The sequence below is a fragment of the Pseudarthrobacter sp. J1763 genome (assembly GCF_050490295.1).
Classification (GTDB): Bacteria; Actinomycetota; Actinomycetes; order Actinomycetales; family Micrococcaceae; genus JBNPEO01.
In genome coordinates, this window is record NZ_JBNPEN010000017.1 from 1 (window position 1) to 21,847 (window position 21,847).

At 58.4% G+C, this 21,847-nt stretch carries 19 protein-coding genes; 11 read left to right on the forward strand and 8 right to left on the reverse strand.

All coding sequences use genetic code 11. The features are described from left to right. The 3 genes from ACQQCD_RS12935 to ACQQCD_RS12945 form a co-directional block, all read left to right on the forward strand. Positions 1-878: IS3 family transposase (locus ACQQCD_RS12935; protein WP_430268757.1), on the forward strand; the 878-nt coding region annotated here is incomplete at its 5' end. A 73-nt stretch (positions 879-951) separates the two neighbouring features. Next, positions 952-1,764, forward strand: coding sequence for an alpha/beta fold hydrolase (locus tag ACQQCD_RS12940; protein ID WP_430268758.1), 813 nt, complete (start codon positions 952-954; stop codon positions 1,762-1,764). A gap of 354 nt (positions 1,765-2,118) precedes the next feature. Beyond that, entirely contained in the window at positions 2,119-3,564 is a 1,446-nt protein-coding gene (locus ACQQCD_RS12945) for an MFS transporter (RefSeq protein WP_430268759.1), read from the forward strand. A gap of 149 nt (positions 3,565-3,713) precedes the next feature. Here ACQQCD_RS12945 and ACQQCD_RS12950 read toward each other — a convergent pair whose 3' ends face one another. Beyond that, a complete protein-coding gene (locus tag ACQQCD_RS12950; protein ID WP_430268760.1) occupies positions 3,714-4,286 on the reverse strand; it encodes an NUDIX hydrolase in 573 nt (190 codons plus the stop codon). A gap of 219 nt (positions 4,287-4,505) precedes the next feature. Here ACQQCD_RS12950 and lepA point away from each other — a divergent pair, with 219 nt between their 5' ends. From lepA to ACQQCD_RS12965, 3 genes are all read left to right on the forward strand, one after another. Then, positions 4,506-6,161 carry a translation elongation factor 4 gene (gene lepA, locus ACQQCD_RS12955; RefSeq protein WP_430268761.1) on the forward strand — a complete coding sequence of 552 codons (1,656 nt, stop codon included), beginning with the start codon at positions 4,506-4,508 and terminating at the stop codon, positions 6,159-6,161. Positions 6,162-6,281: 120 nt separating this feature from the next. Then, positions 6,282-7,415, forward strand: coding sequence for an FAD-dependent oxidoreductase (locus ACQQCD_RS12960; protein WP_430268762.1), 1,134 nt, complete (start codon positions 6,282-6,284; stop codon positions 7,413-7,415). Positions 7,416-7,521: 106 nt separating this feature from the next. After that, entirely contained in the window at positions 7,522-8,457 is a 936-nt protein-coding gene (locus ACQQCD_RS12965; RefSeq protein ID WP_430268763.1) for an alpha/beta hydrolase, read from the forward strand. Here ACQQCD_RS12965 and ACQQCD_RS12970 read toward each other — a convergent pair. From ACQQCD_RS12970 to ACQQCD_RS12990, 5 genes are all read right to left on the reverse strand, one after another. Beyond that, positions 8,446-9,069 (reverse strand): alpha/beta hydrolase, encoded by a 624-nt coding sequence (locus ACQQCD_RS12970; protein ID WP_430268764.1) that lies wholly within the window; start codon positions 9,067-9,069, stop codon positions 8,446-8,448. The two genes, ACQQCD_RS12965 and ACQQCD_RS12970, sit on opposite strands and share 12 nt — an antisense overlap. Positions 9,070-9,177: 108 nt before the next feature. Continuing rightward, on the reverse strand, positions 9,178-9,753 hold the full coding sequence (locus ACQQCD_RS12975) for an NADPH-dependent F420 reductase (RefSeq protein ID WP_430268765.1): 576 nt from the start codon (positions 9,751-9,753) through the stop codon (positions 9,178-9,180). A 126-nt stretch (positions 9,754-9,879) separates the two neighbouring features. Next, positions 9,880-10,971 (reverse strand): cation diffusion facilitator family transporter, encoded by a 1,092-nt coding sequence (locus tag ACQQCD_RS12980; RefSeq protein WP_430268766.1) that lies wholly within the window; start codon positions 10,969-10,971, stop codon positions 9,880-9,882. Further along, on the reverse strand, positions 10,968-11,327 hold the full coding sequence (locus ACQQCD_RS12985; protein WP_430268788.1) for an ArsR/SmtB family transcription factor: 360 nt from the start codon (positions 11,325-11,327) through the stop codon (positions 10,968-10,970). The genes ACQQCD_RS12980 and ACQQCD_RS12985 overlap by 4 nt, the downstream gene beginning before the upstream one ends. A gap of 43 nt (positions 11,328-11,370) precedes the next feature. Continuing rightward, positions 11,371-11,859 carry a hypothetical protein gene (locus ACQQCD_RS12990; protein ID WP_430268767.1) on the reverse strand — a complete coding sequence of 163 codons (489 nt, stop codon included), beginning with the start codon at positions 11,857-11,859 and terminating at the stop codon, positions 11,371-11,373. Positions 11,860-11,952: 93 nt separating this feature from the next. Here ACQQCD_RS12990 and ACQQCD_RS12995 point away from each other — a divergent pair, with 93 nt between their 5' ends. The 4 genes from ACQQCD_RS12995 (at position 11,953) to ACQQCD_RS13010 (ending at position 14,702) form a co-directional block, all read left to right on the forward strand. Further along, positions 11,953-12,276, forward strand: coding sequence for a putative quinol monooxygenase (locus ACQQCD_RS12995; protein WP_430268768.1), 324 nt, complete (start codon positions 11,953-11,955; stop codon positions 12,274-12,276). Positions 12,277-12,361: 85 nt separating this feature from the next. Beyond that, complete coding sequence (locus ACQQCD_RS13000; protein WP_430268769.1) at positions 12,362-13,204, forward strand: universal stress protein; 843 nt, start codon at positions 12,362-12,364, stop codon at positions 13,202-13,204. Positions 13,205-13,402: 198 nt separating this feature from the next. Beyond that, positions 13,403-13,732 carry a hypothetical protein gene (locus tag ACQQCD_RS13005; RefSeq protein WP_430268770.1) on the forward strand — a complete coding sequence of 110 codons (330 nt, stop codon included), beginning with the start codon at positions 13,403-13,405 and terminating at the stop codon, positions 13,730-13,732. A 1-nt stretch (position 13,733) separates the two neighbouring features. Next, positions 13,734-14,702 carry an FAD:protein FMN transferase gene (locus ACQQCD_RS13010; RefSeq protein WP_430268771.1) on the forward strand — a complete coding sequence of 323 codons (969 nt, stop codon included), beginning with the start codon at positions 13,734-13,736 and terminating at the stop codon, positions 14,700-14,702. Here the strand turns inward: ACQQCD_RS13010 and ACQQCD_RS13015 are convergent. Further along, positions 14,691-17,159, reverse strand: coding sequence for a phosphoketolase family protein (locus ACQQCD_RS13015; protein ID WP_430268772.1), 2,469 nt, complete (start codon positions 17,157-17,159; stop codon positions 14,691-14,693). The two genes, ACQQCD_RS13010 and ACQQCD_RS13015, sit on opposite strands and share 12 nt — an antisense overlap. A 177-nt stretch (positions 17,160-17,336) precedes the next feature. Between ACQQCD_RS13015 and mgtA the strand changes: the two genes are divergently transcribed. After that, positions 17,337-19,982 (forward strand): magnesium-translocating P-type ATPase, encoded by a 2,646-nt coding sequence (gene mgtA, locus ACQQCD_RS13020; protein WP_430268773.1) that lies wholly within the window; start codon positions 17,337-17,339, stop codon positions 19,980-19,982. Here mgtA and ACQQCD_RS13025 read toward each other — a convergent pair. Then, the gene (locus ACQQCD_RS13025) at positions 19,979-21,811 is read right to left on the reverse strand and encodes a heavy metal translocating P-type ATPase (RefSeq protein ID WP_430268774.1); all 1,833 of its coding nucleotides are present in this window, start codon (positions 21,809-21,811) and stop codon (positions 19,979-19,981) included. The genes mgtA and ACQQCD_RS13025 overlap by 4 nt on opposite strands. Positions 21,812-21,847: the final 36 nt, after the last annotated feature.

The following is a 21,847-nucleotide window of genomic DNA, read 5'->3' on the forward strand; positions in this document are numbered from 1 at the left end:
TTGTTCAGCAGGAGGAGAACGCTGGAGAGAAGATCGCGTTCATGTGCCGGAAACTCGGTGTTCCACGGTCCTCGTATTACCGCTGGAGGGATGCTATCGATACGCCCACAACGATTCGGCACCGGGAGCTGACCGGGCAGGTAAAGACTGTGTTCGATTCCTCCGACGGGATTTTTGGGCATCGTATGGTGCATGCGAAACTCACCACCGCGGGGGTTCGGGTGTCTCTGGGAACGGTGGCGTCAATCATGGCGGAGAACGGGTGGGTGGCTAGGCGGATGCGTGCTTTCAAACGCACGACGATCCCTTCTGACCCAGACAAAGTCTTCGCGGACCTCATCAACCGGGACTTCACCTCCCCGGCTCCTGGGACGCGCTTGGTTGGGGATATCACGTACTTCAGGACCAATGAAGGATGGCTGTATCTGGCGACGGTTATCGATCTGTGTACTCGCATGATTGTTGGTTGGGCTATGGCTGATCACATGCGTGCTTCCTTGTGTGTCAGCGCCCTGACCATGGCTAGAAACAAGGGATATGTGCGAAAAGACGCCGTTTTTCACTCCGACCATGGAGTTCAATACACGTCCCGGGAGCTAGGTGCGTGGTGTGTGGGCAACCGGGTCCGGCAGTCCATGGGGGCCAAAGGAGTGTGCTGGGACAATTCCGTGGCCGAGTCTGTCTTTTCGTCACTGAAGAACGAGTTCTACCACCACTACAGCTTCCCCACCCGGCAAGACGCACGGCGGGCAACGATGCGTTACATCGAGGTCTTCTACAATCGGCACAGACCCCACACCCACAATGACGGCTTGCCACCAGCTGCGGCCATGGCCAAATTCATGACCCAAAACCAGCAGCTACCCGCTGCTGCCTAACCAAAAAGAAACTAACGAACTGTCCCGGATCCTTGACACACCTCAGTCATAAGAATGCCGAAGGAGTCAACAAGTGACGGATCAAACTAGCTCGTTTCGAACCACGGATGGCGCACGGCTGGTCTACGATGACCTGGGCGCTGGTCCTGCCGTCCTTCTTGTTCATGGGTTTAGCTGCAAGGCCGCGCACTGGGCCTTGCAGCGTGATGCTCTGATCACTGCTGGCTACAGAATGATTGCTCTGGATCTGAGATTTCACGGACGCTCGGACTCACCAAGTAACGGCCAACGAATCTCCCGGATGGGGAAAGATCTCGGTGAACTGATCGATCACCTGCAACTTGATGAGGTTGCATTGATCGGCCACTCACTTGGCGTATCGGTATGTCTGGCTTATTTCGAGCTACACGGAATCGATCGAGTGAATTCCTTCGTGGCCATTGATGAGTCGCCAAAAATTGTTAACGATGAGTCATGGGCTTGGGGTGTGAGAGGTGTGCAGTGGGGTAACGTTTGGGACTCCGTAAATGGAAGGTTTCAGTGGGGTAGTCCTGAGCTGGAACCCCCTATGCCAGCTCATGTGGAGCAACTCTTTTCTGAGGTGGGAGGGCTCACAGAATTTCCTCAGGGGACCGTAGTGCCGCTTTTGGCAGATCACTTCATTGCCGACTGGCGAGACGTCGTCCCCATGGTTGATGTCCCATCGTGGGTGGCCACTGGTCGCCATTCGCCTTCATTCCCGCTCGAGGGGATGCAGTGGCTGGCGGACACGTTGCCGCAGGCGTCTCTGTCCATCTTCGAAAACAGTGGGCACTGTCCGCATTGGAACGAAGCTACTGAATTCAACCGTCAACTGCTCGGATTTCTGCAGGCAACGCGCGCCTAAGACATCAGGCGAAGTGCCAAATTGCATAGCTCATGGTCAGCAGGGGCGGGGGAGTCATTCGTTGTTTAATGCTCAACTCGGTGAATCCATCGTGGAACGGCGGGTTTCGAAAAGCGGATGGTTTTACCAGCAGGACCCATGCCAGGCGCCGAGTTCCTAGCATGCAACCACGCCAGTAAAGTACACATGATGATTGGCATGAGATGCACCGCAATGGCGGATCACCCGCCCCTCTAGAGCTGCCACTCATGGGGCACCTGCGGGACTAATTCGCCGTCGTCTGTGGTTGTGCACCCTGGGCCAGACGGAGTCCATACGCCACAGCGGAACAGAAGACGAGACGAACGGGATCAGATGACCACAACAACTGCAGACGGAGTGGGCTTCCGGTCCGAACGAGGACCAATCTTGATCGCATTGATGCTATCGACGGGGTTGGTGGCGATTGATTCCACGATTGTCGCCACGGCTGTGCCTTCGATCGTGAACGATATTGGCGGTTTCGCGTCCTTCCCGTGGTTGTTTTCTGCATACCTTTTGGCGCAGGCCGTCTCAGTGCCCATCTATGCCAAACTTTCCGACATGGTGGGCCGCAAGCCGATTATTCTGCTGGGCATCGGTTTGTTCTTAGTGGGCTCTATTCTGTGTGGAATCGCCTGGAGTATGCCGGCCTTGATCGCCTTCCGCGTTCTGCAAGGCCTCGGTGCTGGTGCGGTACAGCCAGTTGCTATCACCATTGCTGGTGATATTTACACTCTGACGGAGCGAGCCAAGGTCCAAGGTTACTTGGCGAGTGTGTGGGCGATTTCTTCAGTGGTTGGCCCAACGCTGGGTGGCGTCTTTTCCTCCCTAGGGATTTGGCGCGGCATCTTTTTGGTCAACATTCCACTGTGCCTGCTGGCGGCGTGGATGCTGCTGAAAAGCTTCCATGAAAATATTGAGCGAGTGAAGCACCGCGTGGATTACGCTGGCGCAGTCCTGCTCACCATTTCCCTCAGCCTGATCATTTTGGGAGCTCTGGAGGGTGGCCAAGCATGGGCCTGGAATTCGCCCATCAGCATCGGCATCTTTGTGATCGGTGCTCTGACGCTGACAATATTTGTTTTTGTTGAGCGGAAGGCTGCCGAACCTGTTTTGCCTCCGTGGGTTTTCTCCCGCCGACTATTAGCAACGACGGCGCTCATCTCTTTTGGTGTGGGTGCAGCGATGCTGGGTCTCACATCCTACGTGCCGACGTTCTTGGAAGGCTCGCTCTCCACATCCCCCATCTTGGCCGGGCTCGCGTTAGCCGCACTAACCCTTGGCTGGCCCATCAGTGCTTCACAGTCGGGCCGCTTCTATCTGCGCATCGGTTTCAAACGCACTGCACTTATTGGCATCAGCATCACCGCTCTTGGCGCGGCGGTGCTTGCACTCACGGCCGCCACACCCAACGTTTTGCTGGTGGCATTAAGCTGCTTCATTGTGGGACTCGGGCTAGGACTGGTTGCTACCCCCACTCTCATTGCAGCCCAATCAAGTGTGGGCTGGAGCGAACGGGGAGTGGTGACAGGAACCAACCTCTTTACCCGGTCGATTGGTAGCGCCATTGGTGTGGCCGTTTTTGGAGCCATAGCCAACGCGATTTATGCCAGCACCCCAAACGGCACAACAGACCATCACACTATTGTCTCCGCCTCCGGAGCAGTGTTCCTTGCGGTGCTTGTGGTGGCCGTGCTCACGGTGGTAGCTGTGATCGCAATGCCACCGGCCGCTCCGGCTGAAACCGCTGCGGAAGTAACGCCGTCGGAGTCCAGCTGAGCTACTGCCGGCCACAGAGCCAGATCGTTAGGATTCTGGGCTCCCCACGCGGACCAGCGGCAGAAGGGTGCGGACATACCCGGCAAGGATCTGCGACTTGCTTGGTTCCATTACGGCTCCAGTGCGCGCGTGGATGGTGTTCTTTCGACTCAACGCGGTACGGATGTGATGTGGCCCGGTTGGGTAGTTCGAATCGACCTCGCTCGGTGGCGCGCCTGATTCAGGCGGCCAGCAAAGCCGGCGGGAACTTGCCGAGGTAACCGATCGACGGCGAACCACCTCACGTCGTCGCTTTCGTCACTCACCGTGACCTCACCACGGGGATCGGCGATGGCAACGTAGCCAATGTCCCAATGGGCACTGCAGGAAAACCCAGACCCGAGCTCGTGGCGATCGAGGTCAACGATCTGTGCTGACATCAATAGCAGATCCCTAAGCCCTGATTCCTCCCGGGCCTCCCGTTGGGCTGTCTGAGCCACAGTCTGGTCCTGAGTCTCAACGTGTCCGCCAAATTGCACCCAGAACTGACCTTTGCGGTGAAAACACAGTAGGACCTGATCGAAATCTGGCGAGAAAACGAAGCAGGATCCTGTGACGTGCTCCGGACCGCCGTCGCGACTCAAGGCTGCGTCTCCGGACGATGACACAAACCGTTGATACGCATCCCGCTGATCCGATGCAGGCACGTCTTCGAGGCTGTCCAGTAATTCCTTAGATCTCACAGGCTAATCGTGGCACATCTGCAGAACTCAAGGTTGAGCTAGATCCACAGCCGCAGCGAGGCAAAGCGTGCGCGCCTGGCCCTGGAATTAAGCCGTGAACATGGTTTGGGATCCGCCCGGTCCCGCCCACCTAGAGGCGCCTCATTCAGTTAGACCCGCGGTATTTTTTCGTCGGGTAATGAGTTTCGTGCGTGCACTCACGCTCCGAAAGGCACTCTTGTGAATTCCACAGCAATTTCCTTCCCCTTTAAATCCGAACCGGACCGTCCTGTCCATATCCGGAATTTTTGCATCATCGCCCATATTGACCATGGGAAATCCACGCTCTCCGATCGCCTGATCCAGGCAACTGACGCCGTTCCCGATCGGCTATTTAGAGACCAAGTCCTCGATTCCATGGCGATTGAACGGGAACGCGGGATCACGGTGAAGCTTCAAACGGTGCGCTTGAATTACCGCAACCACTTAGGTTCAGACTTCCAGCTGAACCTCATAGACACGCCCGGCCACGTCGACTTCGCGGCGGAGGTTGCACGCAGTTTGGCGGGGTGCGATGGAGCAATCCTCTTGGTTGATGCCACTCAAGGAGTTCAGGCGCAAACCGTTGCAGTCCTCCGTGCGGCCCACCGTCAAGGTCTAACTATCCTGCCGGTGTTGAACAAGGTGGACAGTCCCGGGGCGGACATCGAATCCGCTTTGGCAGAACTCGATGCCCTCGAAGGCGTCGATGCCGCAGGCGCTCTATTAGTCTCGGCCAAAACGGGCCAAGGGATCCCGGAGCTCCTCGAAGCCATCACCACGCAACTTCCGCCACCCTCGGGCGATCCAAGGAGCCCGTTGCGTGCACTCGTGTTTGATTCGCACTATGACCCGTATCAGGGCGCAGTTATGCACGTACGAATCGTTGATGGTGCGCTCGCGCACGGTGACAGCATGCAGCTGATGTCGAATAATCTTGAGTTAGAGGCCGTGGAAGTCGGCCACTTCACTCCTCAACCGATTGCCGCGCTCGGCTTGTCCAACGGCGAGGTCGGCTATGTCGTGACCGGGGTAAAGGACGTTGCGGCGCTCCGGGTGGGCGACACCCTGACGGGGTTCGGGCTGGCGGCAACCGAACCATTGTTGCCCTACGATGAACCTGCGCCTATGGTCTTCGCCAGTCTTTATCCCCTAGATGCCCGCCATTTGAATACCTTGCGTGAGGGCATCGCCAAGCTTGCCCTGAACGATGCAGCGCTGCGTTTCACTCCGGAGACTTCCACTGCGCTGGGTGCAGGGTTCCGTTGCGGTTTCCTCGGGATGCTTCATCTAGAAATTGTTCGCGAGCGGCTGCTCCGTGAGTTTTCCGTGGAGGTCATTGCCAGTTCACCGAGCGTTCCTTACCAGGCTCGGCTCGTCAACGGCGAAGTGATCGCAGTTGACGGCCCCATGCAGTTTCCGCAAGTGCAGCAATTCCATAGTGCCTTGGAGCCATTCGTTTCTGTGAGCCTCCATCTTCCCCACGACCGGGTGGGCCCCGTTATGGAGGTGTGCCAAAGTCATCGCGGCGAATACATCTCGTTGACTTATGCCTCGGCCAACGATGCCGTTTTGATGTCATTCCCCTGCAGGCGCGCGTTGAGCAGAAGGTCATCGTGCGCGAAGATCTTCCACCACTTCGCAAGAGCGCCCTGGCGCAGGGGTTCCAAGGCAGTGTTTCGGCCAAGCGACGCCTTGCTGAACGACGTCGGGATCGCACTCCACGGGGAATGGGCAAGGGTGATATCCCGGCCGGGCTTTTCGAGAAGATCTTGGGGATCTGAACGCCACCATACGCAATCCTCCGGGAAGAGTTCGAACCAGGTGAAGGGTTCCGCACCACACCGGTGGCGATGATCAGCGATGGCCTCGCAGCGTAATAGCTGATGGGGCCATCCTGCTGACCCATAGGATTGAAGCGTCAATGATGGCCCGCCAAGCGATGGGCGGCACGAGCTGAATCCGGGGATCCCGTTTATGACTGAATCATCCAAATACCTTGTTGTAGGTGCGGGGCTAGCTGGTGCCGCGGCTGCGTGGAAGCTTGCCGCAGCAGGACATGAAGTGACCATCCTGGAGCGTGACGAACCAGCCAGCCACAGGGGGAGTTCGCACGGCTCTGCGCGGATCTTCAGGTACGCCTATGCCGATGAGTTTTATGCCCGGGCGGTGGCGGAATCCCGCACGCTATGGAATGAACTCGAACAGCTCCACGGGGCCGATCTGATTGACCCCGTTGGGGCTGTGGATCACGGCACGCACCGAGACCCGGAACAGCTGGCCCGAGTTTTGGCTGCTGTTGGTGTTGAGCACAACCTCCTCACCGCTGACCAGGCCCGGCAGCGCTGGCCGCAGATCCAATTTGAGTCGCCGGTATTGTGGCAGCCTGGTGCCGGGGTGATCGATGCCGAGGGTTCGGTGAACGCGATGGTGGCACAAGCTAGAAAACACGGCGCTCGGCTGCTGACGGATTGGACTGTTGCCTCGGTTCAGGAACGCAGCCACGGGTACCGTTTGGTACGCGATAACGGTGAGACGTTCGACGCCGAAAATGTGGTGATCGCTGCCGGTGGCTGGTTACCGCAACTACTTGGGCAGCTCCCACTTCCCTCTGGTTTTTTGGCTGGCATACCCAAATTTACGGTGCGGCAAGAGCAGGTCTTCCACTTCCACTACCGGGAGGCAAATAAGACTAGGCAAGCCTGGCCCACCTTCATCCACAACAACGGATACATTGAGGTTTATGGACTCCCCGGTGGCAGGGATGCCGGGTTTGACGGCCAAAAAGTGGCCGAATATAACGGCGGACGAATCATCCCTTCTGCTGCCGACCAAACTGGCGTGGTTGATCCGGCAAACCGTGAGCGGGTTGTGGATTATGTACGCATGAATCTGCCTGGCCTAGACCCTGAACCGTATGCCGAAACCACGTGCCTCTTCACCAACACCCCCAGCGAAGACTTTGTGATCGACCGGGCCGGTGGGCTCACTATCGTCTCGCCCTGCTCGGGCCACGGTGCTAAGTTTGCGCCGCTGATTGGCGAGTGGGCTGCAGGGTTGGCCACCGGCACGCGAGATGTTCCGGCCAGGTTCCGGGCCGCAACGTTGTAAGTGCAGGCAGCGTAAGTGCATGCAGCTATGACGACCAGGAGTTTCGGCATAAATTGGTTACACGGCTGTATCCGGCCATTTCTCGTGACCATTGGACTGGAAGCGTATGCATATCAACAACGTGGACCCAGACCTGAGGGCTGCGACAAAGGCCTTACCCGCCCTCGATTGGTCTAATGCTTTCATCCGCAATATGGCACGGTGGGCTACTGCGGTGATGCCGGTGCGGCGGGTGGCTGGTGTTGCTGTGTCTACAGCCAAGCTGGGGGAGCTTCGGCTGCGAATCTATGTACCGGATTTGCGGCGCAATGAAGCGGCACTGCTGTGGATTCATGGTGGCGGTTTAATGTTTGGAGATGCCCGTCAAGACGAACCGTTGTGCGCAGAAACAGCACGTGATCTTGGAATGGTTGTGGTCTCGGCTAATTATCGTTTTGCCCCTGAACACCCTTTTCCGGCGGCCTTGGATGACGTTCACTGGGCGTGGAGGTGGCTGCAGCTAAATGCCGATGCGCTGGGCGTGAACCCGGCAAGAATTGTGCTCGGCGGAGAAAGCGCCGGGGGAGGATTGGCGGCAGTACTGGCTCAGCGACTTTTGGATGAGGGGGGCTCTCAGCCCATTGGTCAGTGGCTCTTTTCGCCGATGATTGATGACAGAACGGCTGCCGATGAGACATTGGACTCGGTGGAGCACTGGGCGTGGAACAACCGTTCCAACCGGAACAGCTGGCGGGGTTACCTCGGTAAAGAGCCTGGTGGTGAGGAAGTTCCGCGCTACGCCGCTGCGGCTCGCCGTGAAAATCTGACGGGCCTGCCGCCGAGCTTTCTCGCAGTGGGGGATATTGAACTGTTTTTCCCCGAAGTGCGTGAGTACGGGCGGCGGCTCGCCAGCGCGGGCGTTAGGGTAACGCTCGACGTCGTCCCTAACGCGCCGCACGGATTCGAGTCTTGGGCGCGGAACACCAAACCGGCCAAAGCCCTTATGGGCAGAGCCCGGCAATGGCTGGCCGTGGTGGTTGGAAGCGGGACCCTAGAGTCCTGAGATCCACTCGCCGAGTTTGGTCAGTGTTTCATTGGTGAGTCCATGCCCGCCCGGATCGCGGCGCGAAGTGGTGGTGGCGCCGGAGTCGCCCAACAGATAAGTCCAGGTCTTATCCAGCAACTCACGGGGGATTACGGTGTCGGCATCGCCTTGCGCTACGAACACCGGCGCACCGGTGAGCTGGCCAGCAGTGGTGGGGACACCGGCGTCGAACGGCAAGGTGCCATAGAGGACGGCGGTGCCAGCAAAACGCTGAGGATCCGCCAGGAGAAGCCCGCCGGCGAACGCGGCTCCACCACTGAAACCGATCAGGATTACCGGACGGCCAGCTGGGGCTACGGAGTCCAACCAAGTCTTGAACCAAGCCATGGTTTCGGCCAGCGATTCGGCAATGGGACGGCCAATGCCACGGTTAGCGAACCACGCGTAACCTGCGCCTGCCGCGATGGGTGCACGAACCGCCACGTAGGAATGATCCACTGGCAAGTGGTCCGCTAGGCCAATGATGCCGTTTTCGTCGGCGCCACGTCCGTGGAGGAGGACCACAAGCGGCTGTGCGGAGTTGTCCGGAGCGTGCCAAATAACAGTGGGTTCTGCAAAGAAAGTGTTCACTTGGGGGTCCTCAAAAAGTATTAAGTGGAGTCCTTTGGGCCGGCGAAAGGTGTTCGCCAGCCCAAAGGATGTGTAGCCGTATGACGGTGATGCTCTACTACGGGTGCCTTAGGCGTTGACGGAGAATCCTGCGGTCCAGGCGATCTTTTCGCCAGCAGCGAGGGTGATCTGGAGGAAGCCGATTGCTTCGAGTTCGCGTGCACGGCTCAAAGCGCCCGCATCGATGGCGCGCAGGCCAGCGGAGGTAACAGCCTCGGCGAGCTGGGTTTTTGCTTCGGCGTGGTCGCCGGCGATCAAAACGGTGGTGGGCTGACCGGCGAGCTCGCCCGTTGCCAAGGTGGAGGCGAAGTTTGTGTTGAAGGCCTTGATGACCTTGGCGCCGGGGAGTGCTGCCTGGATCACGGCGGTGGCGGAAGAATCGGCCGGGACGGTGAGGGAATCGAAAGTTTCGAAGTTGAGCGGGTTGGTGATGTCCACAACCACCTTGCCTGCGAGTTCTTCACCGCGCTGGGCCAAGATACCCTCAACAGCCGGGTAAGGAACAGCCAAGACAACAATCTCGCCAGTCAGCGCCTGGTCTTTGTCTGCACTTCCCAGAAGCTGAACGGTGTTGCCAGCTTTTTCAAAGATGCCAGCGATTGCTGAGCCCATGTTGCCGTGTCCCAGGATGCTTACTGCAGTCATTTCGATCTCCTCGATGTGTTGACCTCACTTACTTGAGGCTTCAACTAAAAATGTACGCCTCATCTTTAGTTGAAGCAACAACTAATTTCGAGAATTCTTTCCACGTTCGCGTGTCGCGAGCTTCTGCTACTGCTGGGCGGCCGGGGTGACGGTGAAGTGGTCCAATTTGGGCAGTGCGTGACCAAGGCGATGTTCGGCGGCGTGCAGAGTTTTTGCTACCTCAGACAGGGGAGCGTCTGCGACATTCACCACGGCTGCACCTTGGAGACGATGCCCAACCCACCTCAGTTGAACCCGATCCACAGAAAGGATCCCTGGGGTGCCGGTTAGTGCAGCTTCCGCCCGGTCCACCAGCTCGGGCTCGATCCCGTCCATCAGGCGGCGGCCGATACTTTTCACCGTGCCCCACAGCAGAGCAATGATGGCCGCGGAAATGACCAGGCCAATGATCGGGTCAGCTAGCGGGAAACCAAGCATTACGCCGACAGCACCAAGAACCACGGCTAGAGACGTGAAGCCGTCAATCCGGGCGTGAACGCCGTCCGCCACGAGGGCAGCCGAGCCAATCTGGCGGCCAACTTTAATGCGGTAGACGGCCACTAACTCATTGCCTGCAAAACCGATGAGTCCAGCTATCAAGACCCAGCCGAGATTATGCAGCGGCTGCGGGTGAAACAAGCGATCAATGGATTCCCAAGCGGCCACCACGGCGGATAGGGCAACTACCGCCACGATAAATATCCCGGCGAGATCCTCGGCGCGGCCATAACCAAAGGTGTAGCGGCGGTTCGCAGCACGGCGCCCCACAATGAACGCGATCCACAGGGGTACTGCCGTCAGTGCGTCCGAGAAGTTGTGGATCGTGTCAGCCAAGAGTGCCACCGAACCACTGATAAGGACCACCAAGAATTGCAGGATGGTTGTGCCTAGCAAGATGAAAAGGCTGATTTTTAGAGCTCGAACACCCCTGGTGCTGGACTCCAACGCGTCATCGATCGAGTCAGCGGCATCATGAGTATGCGGAACAAAGAGCTCATAAAGCCAGCCGCGGATTCCCGAATAATGCTTATGACTGTGGTCGCCATGTTCATGTTCATGATTGTGATTGTGATTGTGATCGTGATCGTGGCTGTGACCGTGCTCGTGGTGAGCTTCATCCTCGTGACTGTGCCCGTTTTTGTGTGGGTGTTCGTGGCTGCCGTGATCCGTAATGCTCATGCTTCCTCCTGCTTTTGGTGGTGGGCTGGAACTCCGCCAAGTGCGTGTTCGGCCTGGTGAATTGCGTCAGTAACCAGTTGCCGAGCATGTTCGTTTTCCAGGCGGTACATGACTTTGGTGCCGTCCTGCCGGGTTGAGACCATACGGGCCAAACGCATCTTTGCCAGGTGTTGGGAAACTGCGGTGGGGGACTTTCCCACGATGGAAGCTAAGGTGCCAACGGCCAGCTCTTGGTCACGCAGTGCGAGGATAATCCGAACACGGGTGGCATCGGCCAGCATGGCAAAGATTTCAACAGCAAGCTCAACGTACTGACTGTCAACGTCAAGCGTGCAAGCCTTCTTATCTGCATACATACGCATATAATCTCATTAAGTCACCCGAACACGGGCAGGCGCACTAGCGGCCGAGGTAGTTGCGCAGGCCAGTCTCACCTTTGGCCATCAATACAGCGTGCGCGTGTTTGAATGCCGGCGCGGCAAGCGGGCTGAGCAGTTGCATCCATCGGCTGGTTGGCCGAACGTTCCACTCAATCTCCACACGAGTGCACTGTTCGTCAATCGAGGATAGAACCGCGCGTCCTTGACCTACCAGGTCGCCGCGGGCGTCAAAAGTAACTTCCCGGGGACTGTTTACTCGGGTTGGGTGGTACAGGACCATCAAGGTGTAGCCGTACGACGCGCGGAACTTCAGTGCCGCCGTCGTCGTCAAGATTTGTTCATCGGCTGAGGAATGGACGTCACTGTGGTGTTCGAGCGGGGCAGCCAGGCTGCAGCCGGGCCACCAAAGGGGCCAAGACATGGTGGGATCCGCCATCACGTCCCAGACCTTCTGCCGGGGATGGGCAAAGTTCCAAATGGAAGAGAGGCTGTAAAGGTGGGCGGGCATACGGACAGTTTGGCACAGGCGTCTACTAGTGTGGATGGCAGAGTTAAAGTGCTGCGGCCACCCCGCCCGGCCACGATGTAAAAGGAGTACACGTTGATCTTTATTACTGCGAAGTTCCCGGTGAAGCCTGAGCACGCCGACGCCTGGCCGGAGATTTCCCGTGAGTTCACTGAGGCCACCAACGCTGAAGCAGGCTGCGTCTTTTTTGAATGGTCACGTTCGGTTGAAGAGCCCAACACGTACGTGCTGCTTGAAGCATTCCGTGATGACGAAGCCGGTGGGGAGCACGTGCAGTCAGATCATTTCCAGAAGGCCACTCAGACCTTGCCGGCCTACCTGAGTGAAACCCCGGACATCGTCAACGTGAAGGTTGACGGCTGGTCCAAACTCGGCGAGATGGAAGTGCCTGCGTCCTAGCTTGAAAAGTTAGTTCAGCAGTACTTCAACACCATCAGTCATCTGAACCATAGATTGTCAGAACAGCAGGGGAGTTGGGTCAAAGATGTCCTCGAAGCAGCCAATTGTTGTTGGGGTAGATCAGTCCGCGTCAAGCAAGGTGGCGTTGGAGTGGGCTGCTCGGCGTGCCGAGGCACTCCAACTCCCGCTGGTTCTGATGCACGTGATTGATGAGCTTGCAGGACCTACAGACCTGCACAACGAGCGTCAAAAAAGTATTGCTCTTTTGGAAAACGACGCTGACCGAGTGCGGGAGTTTGCGCCTCTCACGGAGGTGCAGGTACACATCACCCAAGGTGATCCCGCCGGCAAATTGGTTGAAGCCTCCCACGATGCCGAGATGTTGGTGGTTGGTACTGACCGGGCTGCTGACATTCACGGGGAAGGATTCGGCGCTGTAAATAGCCAACTCACCGTCCTAGCCTTGTGCCCCCTCGCCATCATTCCGCAACACACACCCAGCGAAGCCACAAGAATTGTGGTGGGGATTGACGGCTCACCCAATTCGCTGGTCGCGGCCCATTTTGCTGCCGGTGAAGCTCTCAGAGGCGGCGGTGAGCTAACCATGATTTACGCGGCAAGCACCAGTACGGGGCTGGTTGGTAGCTCCTCGGATGAGTCTGACGCTCAGACGGCGGGTCAGGATGTTATCGATTCCACTATCACCGAGCTTCAGGCACGGTTCGGTGTTGCGCTGAACGTACAGGGACACGTTATTTTCGGTGAAGATCCCGCCCAAGCACTCAAAGATTCCGCGCGGCATGCAACCCTCTTGGTAGTGGGTAGCCGTGGTGGTGACGTTGTCCACCACTTGCGTCACGGGCTAACAACACACAGTCTTTTGCAGGGTCTTGTATGCCCCTTGGTGCTCACCCGCCCGGCAAACTGACTCTGAAGGCAGACCCGGGTGTATGCCAGGCACTGAGCAGCGTGTGTTTGAGAGGTTTTCATCAGCGCGGACGGAAGTCACAACTGTGGGCACCACCGGCCACTATCCAAAGGCCGCTCCAAGAACTGACTAATCCAAATCACAGGAACCGTGGCCACTATGAATTCAGGGGATTCAGCGAACGGATAGGAGCCTGTGATGGAACCGCGAAGTAATGGAAGCAAGGGTGCACTCAAGGCCACGGCGCTAGTGGCGCTGGGCGGTCTGGCAGTTGTGGGGATCACCAACGTAACAGTAGACGCCATGAGTAGCACTCACGCCGCAGCATCCAGCACCAGCACGAATCAGAGCTCGCAAACCACCAGCGGAAGCACTAGCAGCAGCGGTCCTTCAAGCGATAGCGGTACTTCAAGCGACAGTGGATCCTCGGACAGCAGCGCTTCCTCAGGTAGTACGGACTCTTCCGGTGATACCTCTGTCCAGCAGGGCAACGGTGGAATGATCAGCGGCCAGTCAACGGGTTCTTAGGATGAGCAATCTCACGACGAGCGGCATTGAGAGAATCGCTCAAACCAACTGGAAAGTATGGGGTCTTGAAGCGTCATTGACTGTCACCGACGCCTCGGTGCTGAATGCTGCGGAAGAGATTGTTCGGGAAGTTATAGCGCAGGTGGATGCTGCCGGCAGCCGCTTCCGGCCGGACTCAGAGTTGGCCAAACTTCAGCCTGAACTCGCGTCCGGGGCAACGGTTAGCTCAACCTTGGCCCTGCTGGTGGCTGGTGCACTCGACGCCGCCCGATGGACAGATGGGGCAGTGGACCCCACCTTGGGACGCGACATGGACGCCCTAGGCTATGACCGCGACCTCACGGAAGTAAAACTTCGCAGCCGCCTAAAACACCCTTCAGCGTCTTCGGTGGTGGTACAGGTCAGAACTATTGGACGTGCACCGGGCTGGGAACGCGTTAAGCTCACTGGCCGCACATTGCAGATTCCGCAGACCCTTCGCCTGGACTTGGGCGCCACAGCGAAAGCAATTGCCGCGGACATGGCAGCAGACCGCGTTGCCGCAACCTTGGGCACCGGCGTTCTGGTGTCCTTGGGTGGGGATATTGCGACGGCGGGTCCGGCACCGCTGGGTGGTTGGCAGGTTTTGGTCCAAGACCTCGCCCAAGACCCGTGGCAGCAGGTTGGCTTAGCGGCGGGGCACGCCATGGCCACCTCCAGTACACAGAAGCGGCGTTGGGTGCAGAAGGGTAAAGAAGTTCACCACATTCTGGACCCGCGATTTGGCACTCCAGCGGAGCCCGTGTGGAGATCAGTCACCGTGGCGGCGCCAACGTGCTTGCAGGCCAATGCGTACAGCACTGCAGGAATTGTGCGCGGCTTTGGCGCCGTTGACTGGTTCAAAGCTGCCGGTGTTGCCGCCAGATTTGTTGATCAGCAGCACAGGGTAGTCACCACCGGCGGCTGGCCAGCGCCCGAGTTAGGGCGCTGACCACACCCAATCGCGAATTTCTGGCATATCCTCCAAATGTTCCTGAACATAGCTGGCGTGCCGGGCCAGCATGGTGTTGCAATGTTCAATCAGTTCTTGGGCACCGTCAACGTGCTGCCCGGCCCGGCGGATGGCTTCAAGTGCCAAGTGGTAGCGGCTCATCCTGTTAAGGACCACCATGTCGAACGGGGTAGTGGTGGTGCCCTGTTCGTTATACCCGCGCACATGAAAGCGGCCAGGGTGTTGGCGGCCGTGAAGGAGTTGGTGGAAGGCTCGGGCGTAACCGTGCCATGCAACTATCACCTCGCCGTCGGAAGTAAAAAGCTTTTCGAAGTCCGCGTCACTGATACCGTGCGGGTGCGCATCATCGGGCTGCAGGACCATCACGTCCATCACGTTGACTACCCGGACTTTGAGGCGTGGCATGTGCCGTTGCAGGAGCCACGCTGCCGCGAGGGTTTCTTCCGTGGGTACGTCACCGGCGCACGCCATCACCACATCAGGATCGGCGGCCTCTTTGGTTTCAGCCTCGTTCCCGGCCCAATGCCAGATTGAAGCACCAGCTTCGGCATGATGACGCGCCTCTTCGAGGGTCAAATACTGTGGGTGAGCTTGTTTGTCCACCACCACCAAGTTCACGTAGTCCTTACTCAGGAGAACATGTTCGGAGACTGCTAGCAGAGTGTTGGAATCTGGTGGCAGGTATACCCGAACCACAGATCCGGAGAGCGAGAGGACTGTATCAATGAGCCCGGGGCCCTGGTGGCTGAAACCGTTGTGGTCATTGCGCCAACAGGTCGAGGTCAACAAAATGTTCAGGCTGGGAACGGGGTTCCGCCATGGCAAATCGCGTGCGTGTTGCAACCACTTGGTGTGCTGGATGGTCATGGAGGCGCTGACCATGGCAAAGGCCTCATAGGTGGCAAAAAGACCGTAACGTCCAGTGAGCGAATACCCCTCCAGCCAGCCTTGGCACAAGTGTTCGGAGAGAACTTCCATCACCCGCCCGTCTGGGGAAAGGTGGTCATCGCCTTCTTGAACCGGCTCCATCAGGCAACGATCGGTTACCTCAAACACGGCACCTAGCCGGTTGCTATTTGTCTCATCGGGGCTAAAGAGCCGGAACCGCGGATCGTCTGATGTGTCAGTGTAAATGTCCCGGAGCATCTCGCCCAGAACTTTGGTGGTTTCGTGCTTAGTAGAACCAGGAACGCCCACTTCGAGGGCATAATTTTCCAAGGGCCGGATGGGCAGCGGCGCCAAGGCTGGACCACCTCGAGCCCACTTACTGGAACCCATACGCGCTTCACCGGCCGGGGCCAAAGCCGCAAGCTCAGGCACTAGCCGCCCTTCGTCGTCGAACAGTGTTTCTGGTTTATAGGACCGCAACCACGCCTCAAGCTGGGCCAAATGCTCCGGGTTTTCCTTCACACCGGAGAGCGGTACTTGGTGGGAACGGAAGGTCCCTTCAACCGGGACGCCGTCCACCGAGGACGGTCCGGTCCAGCCCTTGGGGGTACGCAGAATAATCGCCGGCCAGCGGGGAATACCGTTAGTGCCGCGTTCCCGTGCCTGGGCCTGAATCTGCACAATGCGCTTATGAGCTTTTTCTACGGCCTGGGCCAGTGCTGGGTGAACCAATGCCGGGTCATCACCGGAGACCACTATGGGGTCCCAACCGTGAGCACTGAGCAAGTCCATTACCTGTTGGTCCGATTGGCGTCCCAACACAGTGGGCCCAGCAATCTTGTAACCATTCAGGTGCAGGATGGGCAAAACAGCACCGTCACGGCGTGGGTTCAAGAATGCGGGGATTTTCCAGGCACCTTCCAAGGGGCCGGTCTCTGCCTCCCCATCACCCACCACACACGCCACAATCAGTTCTGGATTGTCCATTGCGGCACCGGCGGCGTGCGAGAGTGCGTACCCCAGTTCGCCACCTTCATGGATGGAACCGGGCGTGGGCGGGCCAACATGGCTGGGAATACCGCCCGGGGTTGAGAACTGACGGATCATTTTCCGCAGACCCTTATGGTTCTCACTAACCTCGGGGTAAACCTCGGAATAAGAACCTTCCAAATAGACATTTGCGACGACGGCCGGCCCACCGTGGCCCGGCCCGGCAACAAAAAGAACTTTAGCGCCGGTTTTGTTGATCAGCCTGTTCAAGTGCACGTACAGCAAGGACAATCCAGGGCTGGTGCCCCAGTGGCCTAAGAGTCTGGATTTGATGTGCTCCACACGCAGCGGCTCACGCAAGAGGGCGTTTTCTTGCAGATAAATTTGCGCCACCGTCAGGTAGTTGGCTGCGTGCCAGTACCTGTCCAGCTCAACAAATTCTGCGGGAACGCCGGAGTTTACGGCAGGCGTGAAAGGTGACGCGTTGTGCTGGGTTTCTTCGTTGTTCAAGGCTTGCCCCGGATCCGTTGGGGTGGATGTCCACCGCGTTGGCTGCATGGTCAATGCTGGTAATCAACGTTCTTCCCCAGTGTGGCATCTGCCGGTGCTGACTGAAAGGGACTTTGGACCCTGTGCAGGAACGCTCGGCTACTGGAATATGTAAGGCACGGGACAACTGGGCCCACCACAGGGACAAAACGCAGCAACCACCGCTGCAGGACAGGTTGGCAGTTAGTGAGCCTTGCTGGAGTGAAAGAAGCAACGGATTTCCGCCGCTTCACTGCGCCTGAATCGGCCGGGGATGAGATTGGCAAAGTCCTTCAAGACTTGCAATCCAGGGACAACGGTCTTGATAGCGCCGAGGCCGCCAAACGCTTGCAAGCCGTTGGCCCGAATGCACTGAGAACACACAGGGCCAGTGGCTGGTCGGTCTTAGGCCGTCAGCTCAAAAGCCCCATCCTGATCCTGCTGATCATCACGGCGGGCTTGTCGCTATTTTTGGGTGACGCCACCAACTCCATCGTAATTGGTGTGATCCTCGTGGTCAGTGTGGGCTTGGGCTTCACCAACGAATTCCGCGCTGAGCGTGCCGCCGAAGCGCTGCATGATCGAGTGACACACACAGTGGTGGTCTTGCGGGACGGCAAAGAATCACGCATCAACGTGGTGGATCTTGTTCCCGGTGACGTGGTCCGTTTGGCCTTGGGTGGCTTGATCCCTGCGGACATCAGGCTACTGACGTCGCAGGGTTTGCAGTGCGATGAAAGCATTCTCACAGGGGAATCGCTCCCAGTAGATAAGGACCCAGCACCGTGTGAGGGTGACCGCGTCCTAGCGGAATTGTCTTGTTGCCTCTTTATGGGCACCATCATCGCCGCTGGCAGTTGCACCGGGGTGGTGGTTACTACCGGTGGACGCGCCGAGTTTGGCAAGATCGCTATGGGTTTGGGGGAGCGCCAACCACAAACAGAGTTCCAAAACGGGCTCAAGCGTTTCTCCTTCCTCCTGCTGCAAGTGGCGGTAGGACTGACCACTCTGATCTTTATTGCCAACCTCCTTTTGGGACGCCCGCTCCTGGAGTCACTGCTCTTTTCCCTCGCAATCGCTGTGGGCATTACCCCACAGTTACTGCCAGCCGTGGTGAGCACCTGCCTGGCGGCTGGAACTCGGGCCCTGGCTAAGCGGAAAGTCCTGGTCAAACGTCTGGTCTGTATTGAGGACCTCGGAGACATGGACGTGCTGGTCACGGACAAAACCGGAACCCTCACCGAGGGGCACATCAGTTTTGTGGCAGCCCACCCCGTGCGCACGGACGTTACCCAGGACGAGCTGTTTACCTTGGGCCTGCTCGCCACAGAGGCCGACTACTCCCACACACCAGTACTAACCCTGGGCCAGAACCCGCTGGACACAGCCCTGTGGGACGCAAGCGACGCCCAAGATTTCAGCACCACGGCCCAGCAGCAGTTGGCCATCCTCCCTTTTGATCACCAGCGGCGGATGACCAGCGTACTCATCAGCAGCTCCGCCGGTCACCAGCAGATCGTCACCAAGGGATCACCAGAGGACGTGATGGCAGTCTGCGCCGACGTCCCGGCCGCCGCCCAGCAACTTTTGGACAATGAGTACGACGCCGGATCAAGAGTTATCGCCGTTGCCTACCGGGAAGTGGTGGGCAAATCGGCTATTACACCGGCAGATGAGCACGGTCTGGTTTTGGCCGGGTTTCTCGTGTTTTTGGATAAGCCCAAAGTCAGTGCCCAAGATTCACTCAAGGCGCTCGCGGACCTAGGGATTGCCGTGAAAGTTGCCACGGGGGATAACGCAAGGGTGGCGGCAAAGGTGTGCGCCGACTTGGGTTTGGTTTCCGGCGGGACGCTCACCGGAACTGAGATTGATGCATTCTCCGCAGAAGAGTTGGCGGTAGCTGCGAATGAGGCGAGCATTTTCTCCCGTGTTTCCCCAGAACAGAAAGCACGGATCATCCGGGCCCTGCGCCAAAAAGGCCGGGCTGTGGGCTTTTTGGGCGATGGCGTCAATGACGCCCTCGCCTTGCACGCGGCGGACGTTGGAATTTCGGTGGAGACCGCCACGGATGTTGCCAAGGGTGCTGCTGACATTGTGTTGATGGACAAGGACTTGGGTGTTTTGGCGGAAGGTGTCCGGGAGGGGAGGCGCATTTTTGCTAACACCATCAAGTACGTCCTGATGGGGACTTCGAGCAATTTTGGGAACATGTTTAGCGCAGCAACGGCCTCTGTGGTCTTGAGTTTTTTGCCCATGCTGCCGGGCCAGATCCTGCTCAACAATCTGCTCTACGACACTGGCCAGTTGGCCATTCCGGGGGACCGGGTGGACAAGGAACAATTGCGAGCGCCATCGCACTGGGACATTGCCTTTATTCGCCGTTTTATGTTCCTCTTTGGTCCCATCAGTTCTCTGTTCGACTTCGCCACCTTTGGGTTGATGTTGTTTGTTTTTAATGCAGCCCCTGGCGAGTTCCGGGCAGGTTGGTTTATTGAATCCATCGCCACTCAAACGTTGATCATTTTTGCCATCAGAACCCGCCGTGTACCGTTTTTGCGCAGCAGGCCTTCGGCAGGTTTGTTGTGGGCCTCCCTGAGTGTGGTGGCCGCCGGGATCTATTTGCCGCTGTCGCCGGTGGGGCCGGTTCTTGGTTTTGATCCGCTACCGGTGCCGTTCTTCTTAGCGCTTCTGGCCATGACAGTGGTGTATTTGGTGCTCGTGGAGACGGCCAAGCACTGGTTCTTTGCCCGGTCCGCTCAAACGGAGCTACCCGCCACTGCCGCGAAGCCTCGTGGGCGGACGCACCATGTTCACCGCCGTGCGGCCCGCTTTAGTGTTTCTCAGCAGCTCTAACGCGGAGCTACGGGTGAGCGCTTGTGGCCGTCGCCGAGGGCCCGGAGGGCGTTGAGGATGGTGGCCAAATCCACCAATTCTTGCAGGAGCGCGCCGGCAACGGCGGGGATCAGTCCAAATGCGGCGGCCACCATCAAGCCGAGGCTCAGTAGTATGCCGGTCCAAATACTGGTGTGAGCAATCTTGAGTGTGTACTGGCCAATCTCCACAGCGAGTGAGGTTCTGGATAGGTCGTCGATCATAATAACGACGTCGGCTGACTCGCTTGCCGCTGTGGCGCCTTTGGCACCCATCGCTATGCCGACGTCGGCCGCAGCGAGGACCGGTGCGTCATTGATGCCATCGCCCACCATCATGACGGGGCGTTGGGTGATGGCTGCTACGGCGGTGACTTTGTCCGCGGGCAGGCATTCAGCATGAACCGTGCTGATGCCTACTTCGCGGCCGATGTGCTCGGCGGTTGAGGTGGCATCTCCGGTGAGGAGCAGAGTTTCTTGGACTCCAAGTGCGCGGAGTGCAGCCACCGTGGCGGGGGCGTTTTCGCGCAGCGGGTCACTCATCATGAGGGCCCCGGCGAACTGGCCGTCCACCCCAAGGTAGATGCCCAGTTGCCCGCTCGCAAGGATGGTTCGGGTAAATCCAGTGGTTGCTGCGGCCACAAACGCTGCTTTGCCAAGCACTACGGTGTGACCCTGGCACTGGGCTGTAACGCCGTCGGTGGCGTGTTCGCGGGCATCGGTGGCAGGCAAGAGGGCCAAGCCTTTGGCGCGTGCGGAGTTCATCACGGAACTGGCTAGCACATGGGAAGAATATTGTTCCGCGGAGGCCGCCAATTGCAGCAGACGATCGGCTGTGAGTCCTGCGGGCGCGCTCTGCGCGATCTGGATTCTCTCAAGGGTGGGGTGTCCATGGGTGAGTGTTCCGGTTTTGTCGAACACGGCAGTTTTGACCCGGGCAAGTTGTTCAAGGGTGCCGGCGTTTTTGATGATGATGCCGGCGTGGGCTGCACGGCTGGTTCCTGCCAAAAAGGCCACTGGTGCGGCGATCAGCAGAGGACACGGTGTGGCTACCACTAGGACTTCGGCAAAGCGGTGCGGCTCACCACTGATAAACCAGGCGAGTCCGGCCAGAATCAATGCTATTAGCGTGAAGGGGACGGCGTACCGGTCGGCCAGCCGGACGGTGGGAGCCCGGCTAGCAGCTGCTTCTTGGACCAACGCCACAATTTGGCTGTACTGGGAGTTCGCGGAAGTGGCCGTGGCCCGCAGGTGAACAGCAGCTTCGCCGTTAAGGGACCCGCTCAGAAGAGTGTCACCACGGACGTGCTCCACGGGGAGGCTTTCACCGGTGAGCGCTGACTCATCAAAAATCCCGGCCTCGGTGAGTAGCTCGCCGTCCACTGGAAGGATTTCTGACGGCTTAATCAGCAGCACATCCCCAATTTCCACGTCAGCTACGGGGATGTCCTCGGCAACGGTTCCCACCCCCTTGGCTTCGCGGTGAGCGATCCTTGGTGAGCGGTCCAAGAGCGAGCGGAGCTCCCTAGAGGCCCGGCCTTGCGCAAAGGTTTCCAGCGCTTCACCACCGGTGAGCATCAAGACAATAATCAGCGAGGCGATGTATTCGCCCACCAGAACTGTGGCCACAATGGCTGTCACGGCCAGGAGGTCAATGCCCCACTTTCCGTGAAAAATTTCCCGGACCATGGCGATGGTCCGGACCGCTGTGACGCCGAGTGCAAAAACGGTGGCTGTCCATCGGGCGGCCACTGGCTGGCCGGTCAGTAAAAGAATTCCGACGGCGGCACCCACCAGAACGGTCAAGGCCACCAGCGGGTATTGTTTGACAGCTCTCAGAACGGGTCC

Excerpts from the sequence above, each read along its gene's own strand:
- ACQQCD_RS12990 (WP_430268767.1), bottom strand. The coding sequence starts at position 11,859 with ATGCCCGCCCACCTTTACAGCCTCTCTTCCATTTGGAACTTTGCCCAT.
- ACQQCD_RS13015 (WP_430268772.1), bottom strand. The coding sequence starts at position 17,159 with ATGCAGCCAACGCGGTGGACATCCACCCCAACGGATCCGGGGCAAGCC.
- ACQQCD_RS12985 (WP_430268788.1), bottom strand. The coding sequence starts at position 11,327 with ATGTATGCAGATAAGAAGGCTTGCACGCTTGACGTTGACAGTCAGTAC.
- ACQQCD_RS12960 (WP_430268762.1), top strand. The coding sequence starts at position 6,282 with ATGACTGAATCATCCAAATACCTTGTTGTAGGTGCGGGGCTAGCTGGT.
- ACQQCD_RS12965 (WP_430268763.1), top strand. The coding sequence starts at position 7,522 with ATGCATATCAACAACGTGGACCCAGACCTGAGGGCTGCGACAAAGGCC.
- ACQQCD_RS13010 (WP_430268771.1), top strand. The coding sequence starts at position 13,734 with ATGAGCAATCTCACGACGAGCGGCATTGAGAGAATCGCTCAAACCAAC.
- ACQQCD_RS13000 (WP_430268769.1), top strand. The coding sequence starts at position 12,362 with ATGTCCTCGAAGCAGCCAATTGTTGTTGGGGTAGATCAGTCCGCGTCA.
- ACQQCD_RS12945 (WP_430268759.1), top strand. The coding sequence starts at position 2,119 with ATGACCACAACAACTGCAGACGGAGTGGGCTTCCGGTCCGAACGAGGA.
- ACQQCD_RS13005 (WP_430268770.1), top strand. The coding sequence starts at position 13,403 with ATGGAACCGCGAAGTAATGGAAGCAAGGGTGCACTCAAGGCCACGGCG.
- ACQQCD_RS12975 (WP_430268765.1), bottom strand. The coding sequence starts at position 9,753 with ATGACTGCAGTAAGCATCCTGGGACACGGCAACATGGGCTCAGCAATC.
- ACQQCD_RS12980 (WP_430268766.1), bottom strand. The coding sequence starts at position 10,971 with ATGAGCATTACGGATCACGGCAGCCACGAACACCCACACAAAAACGGG.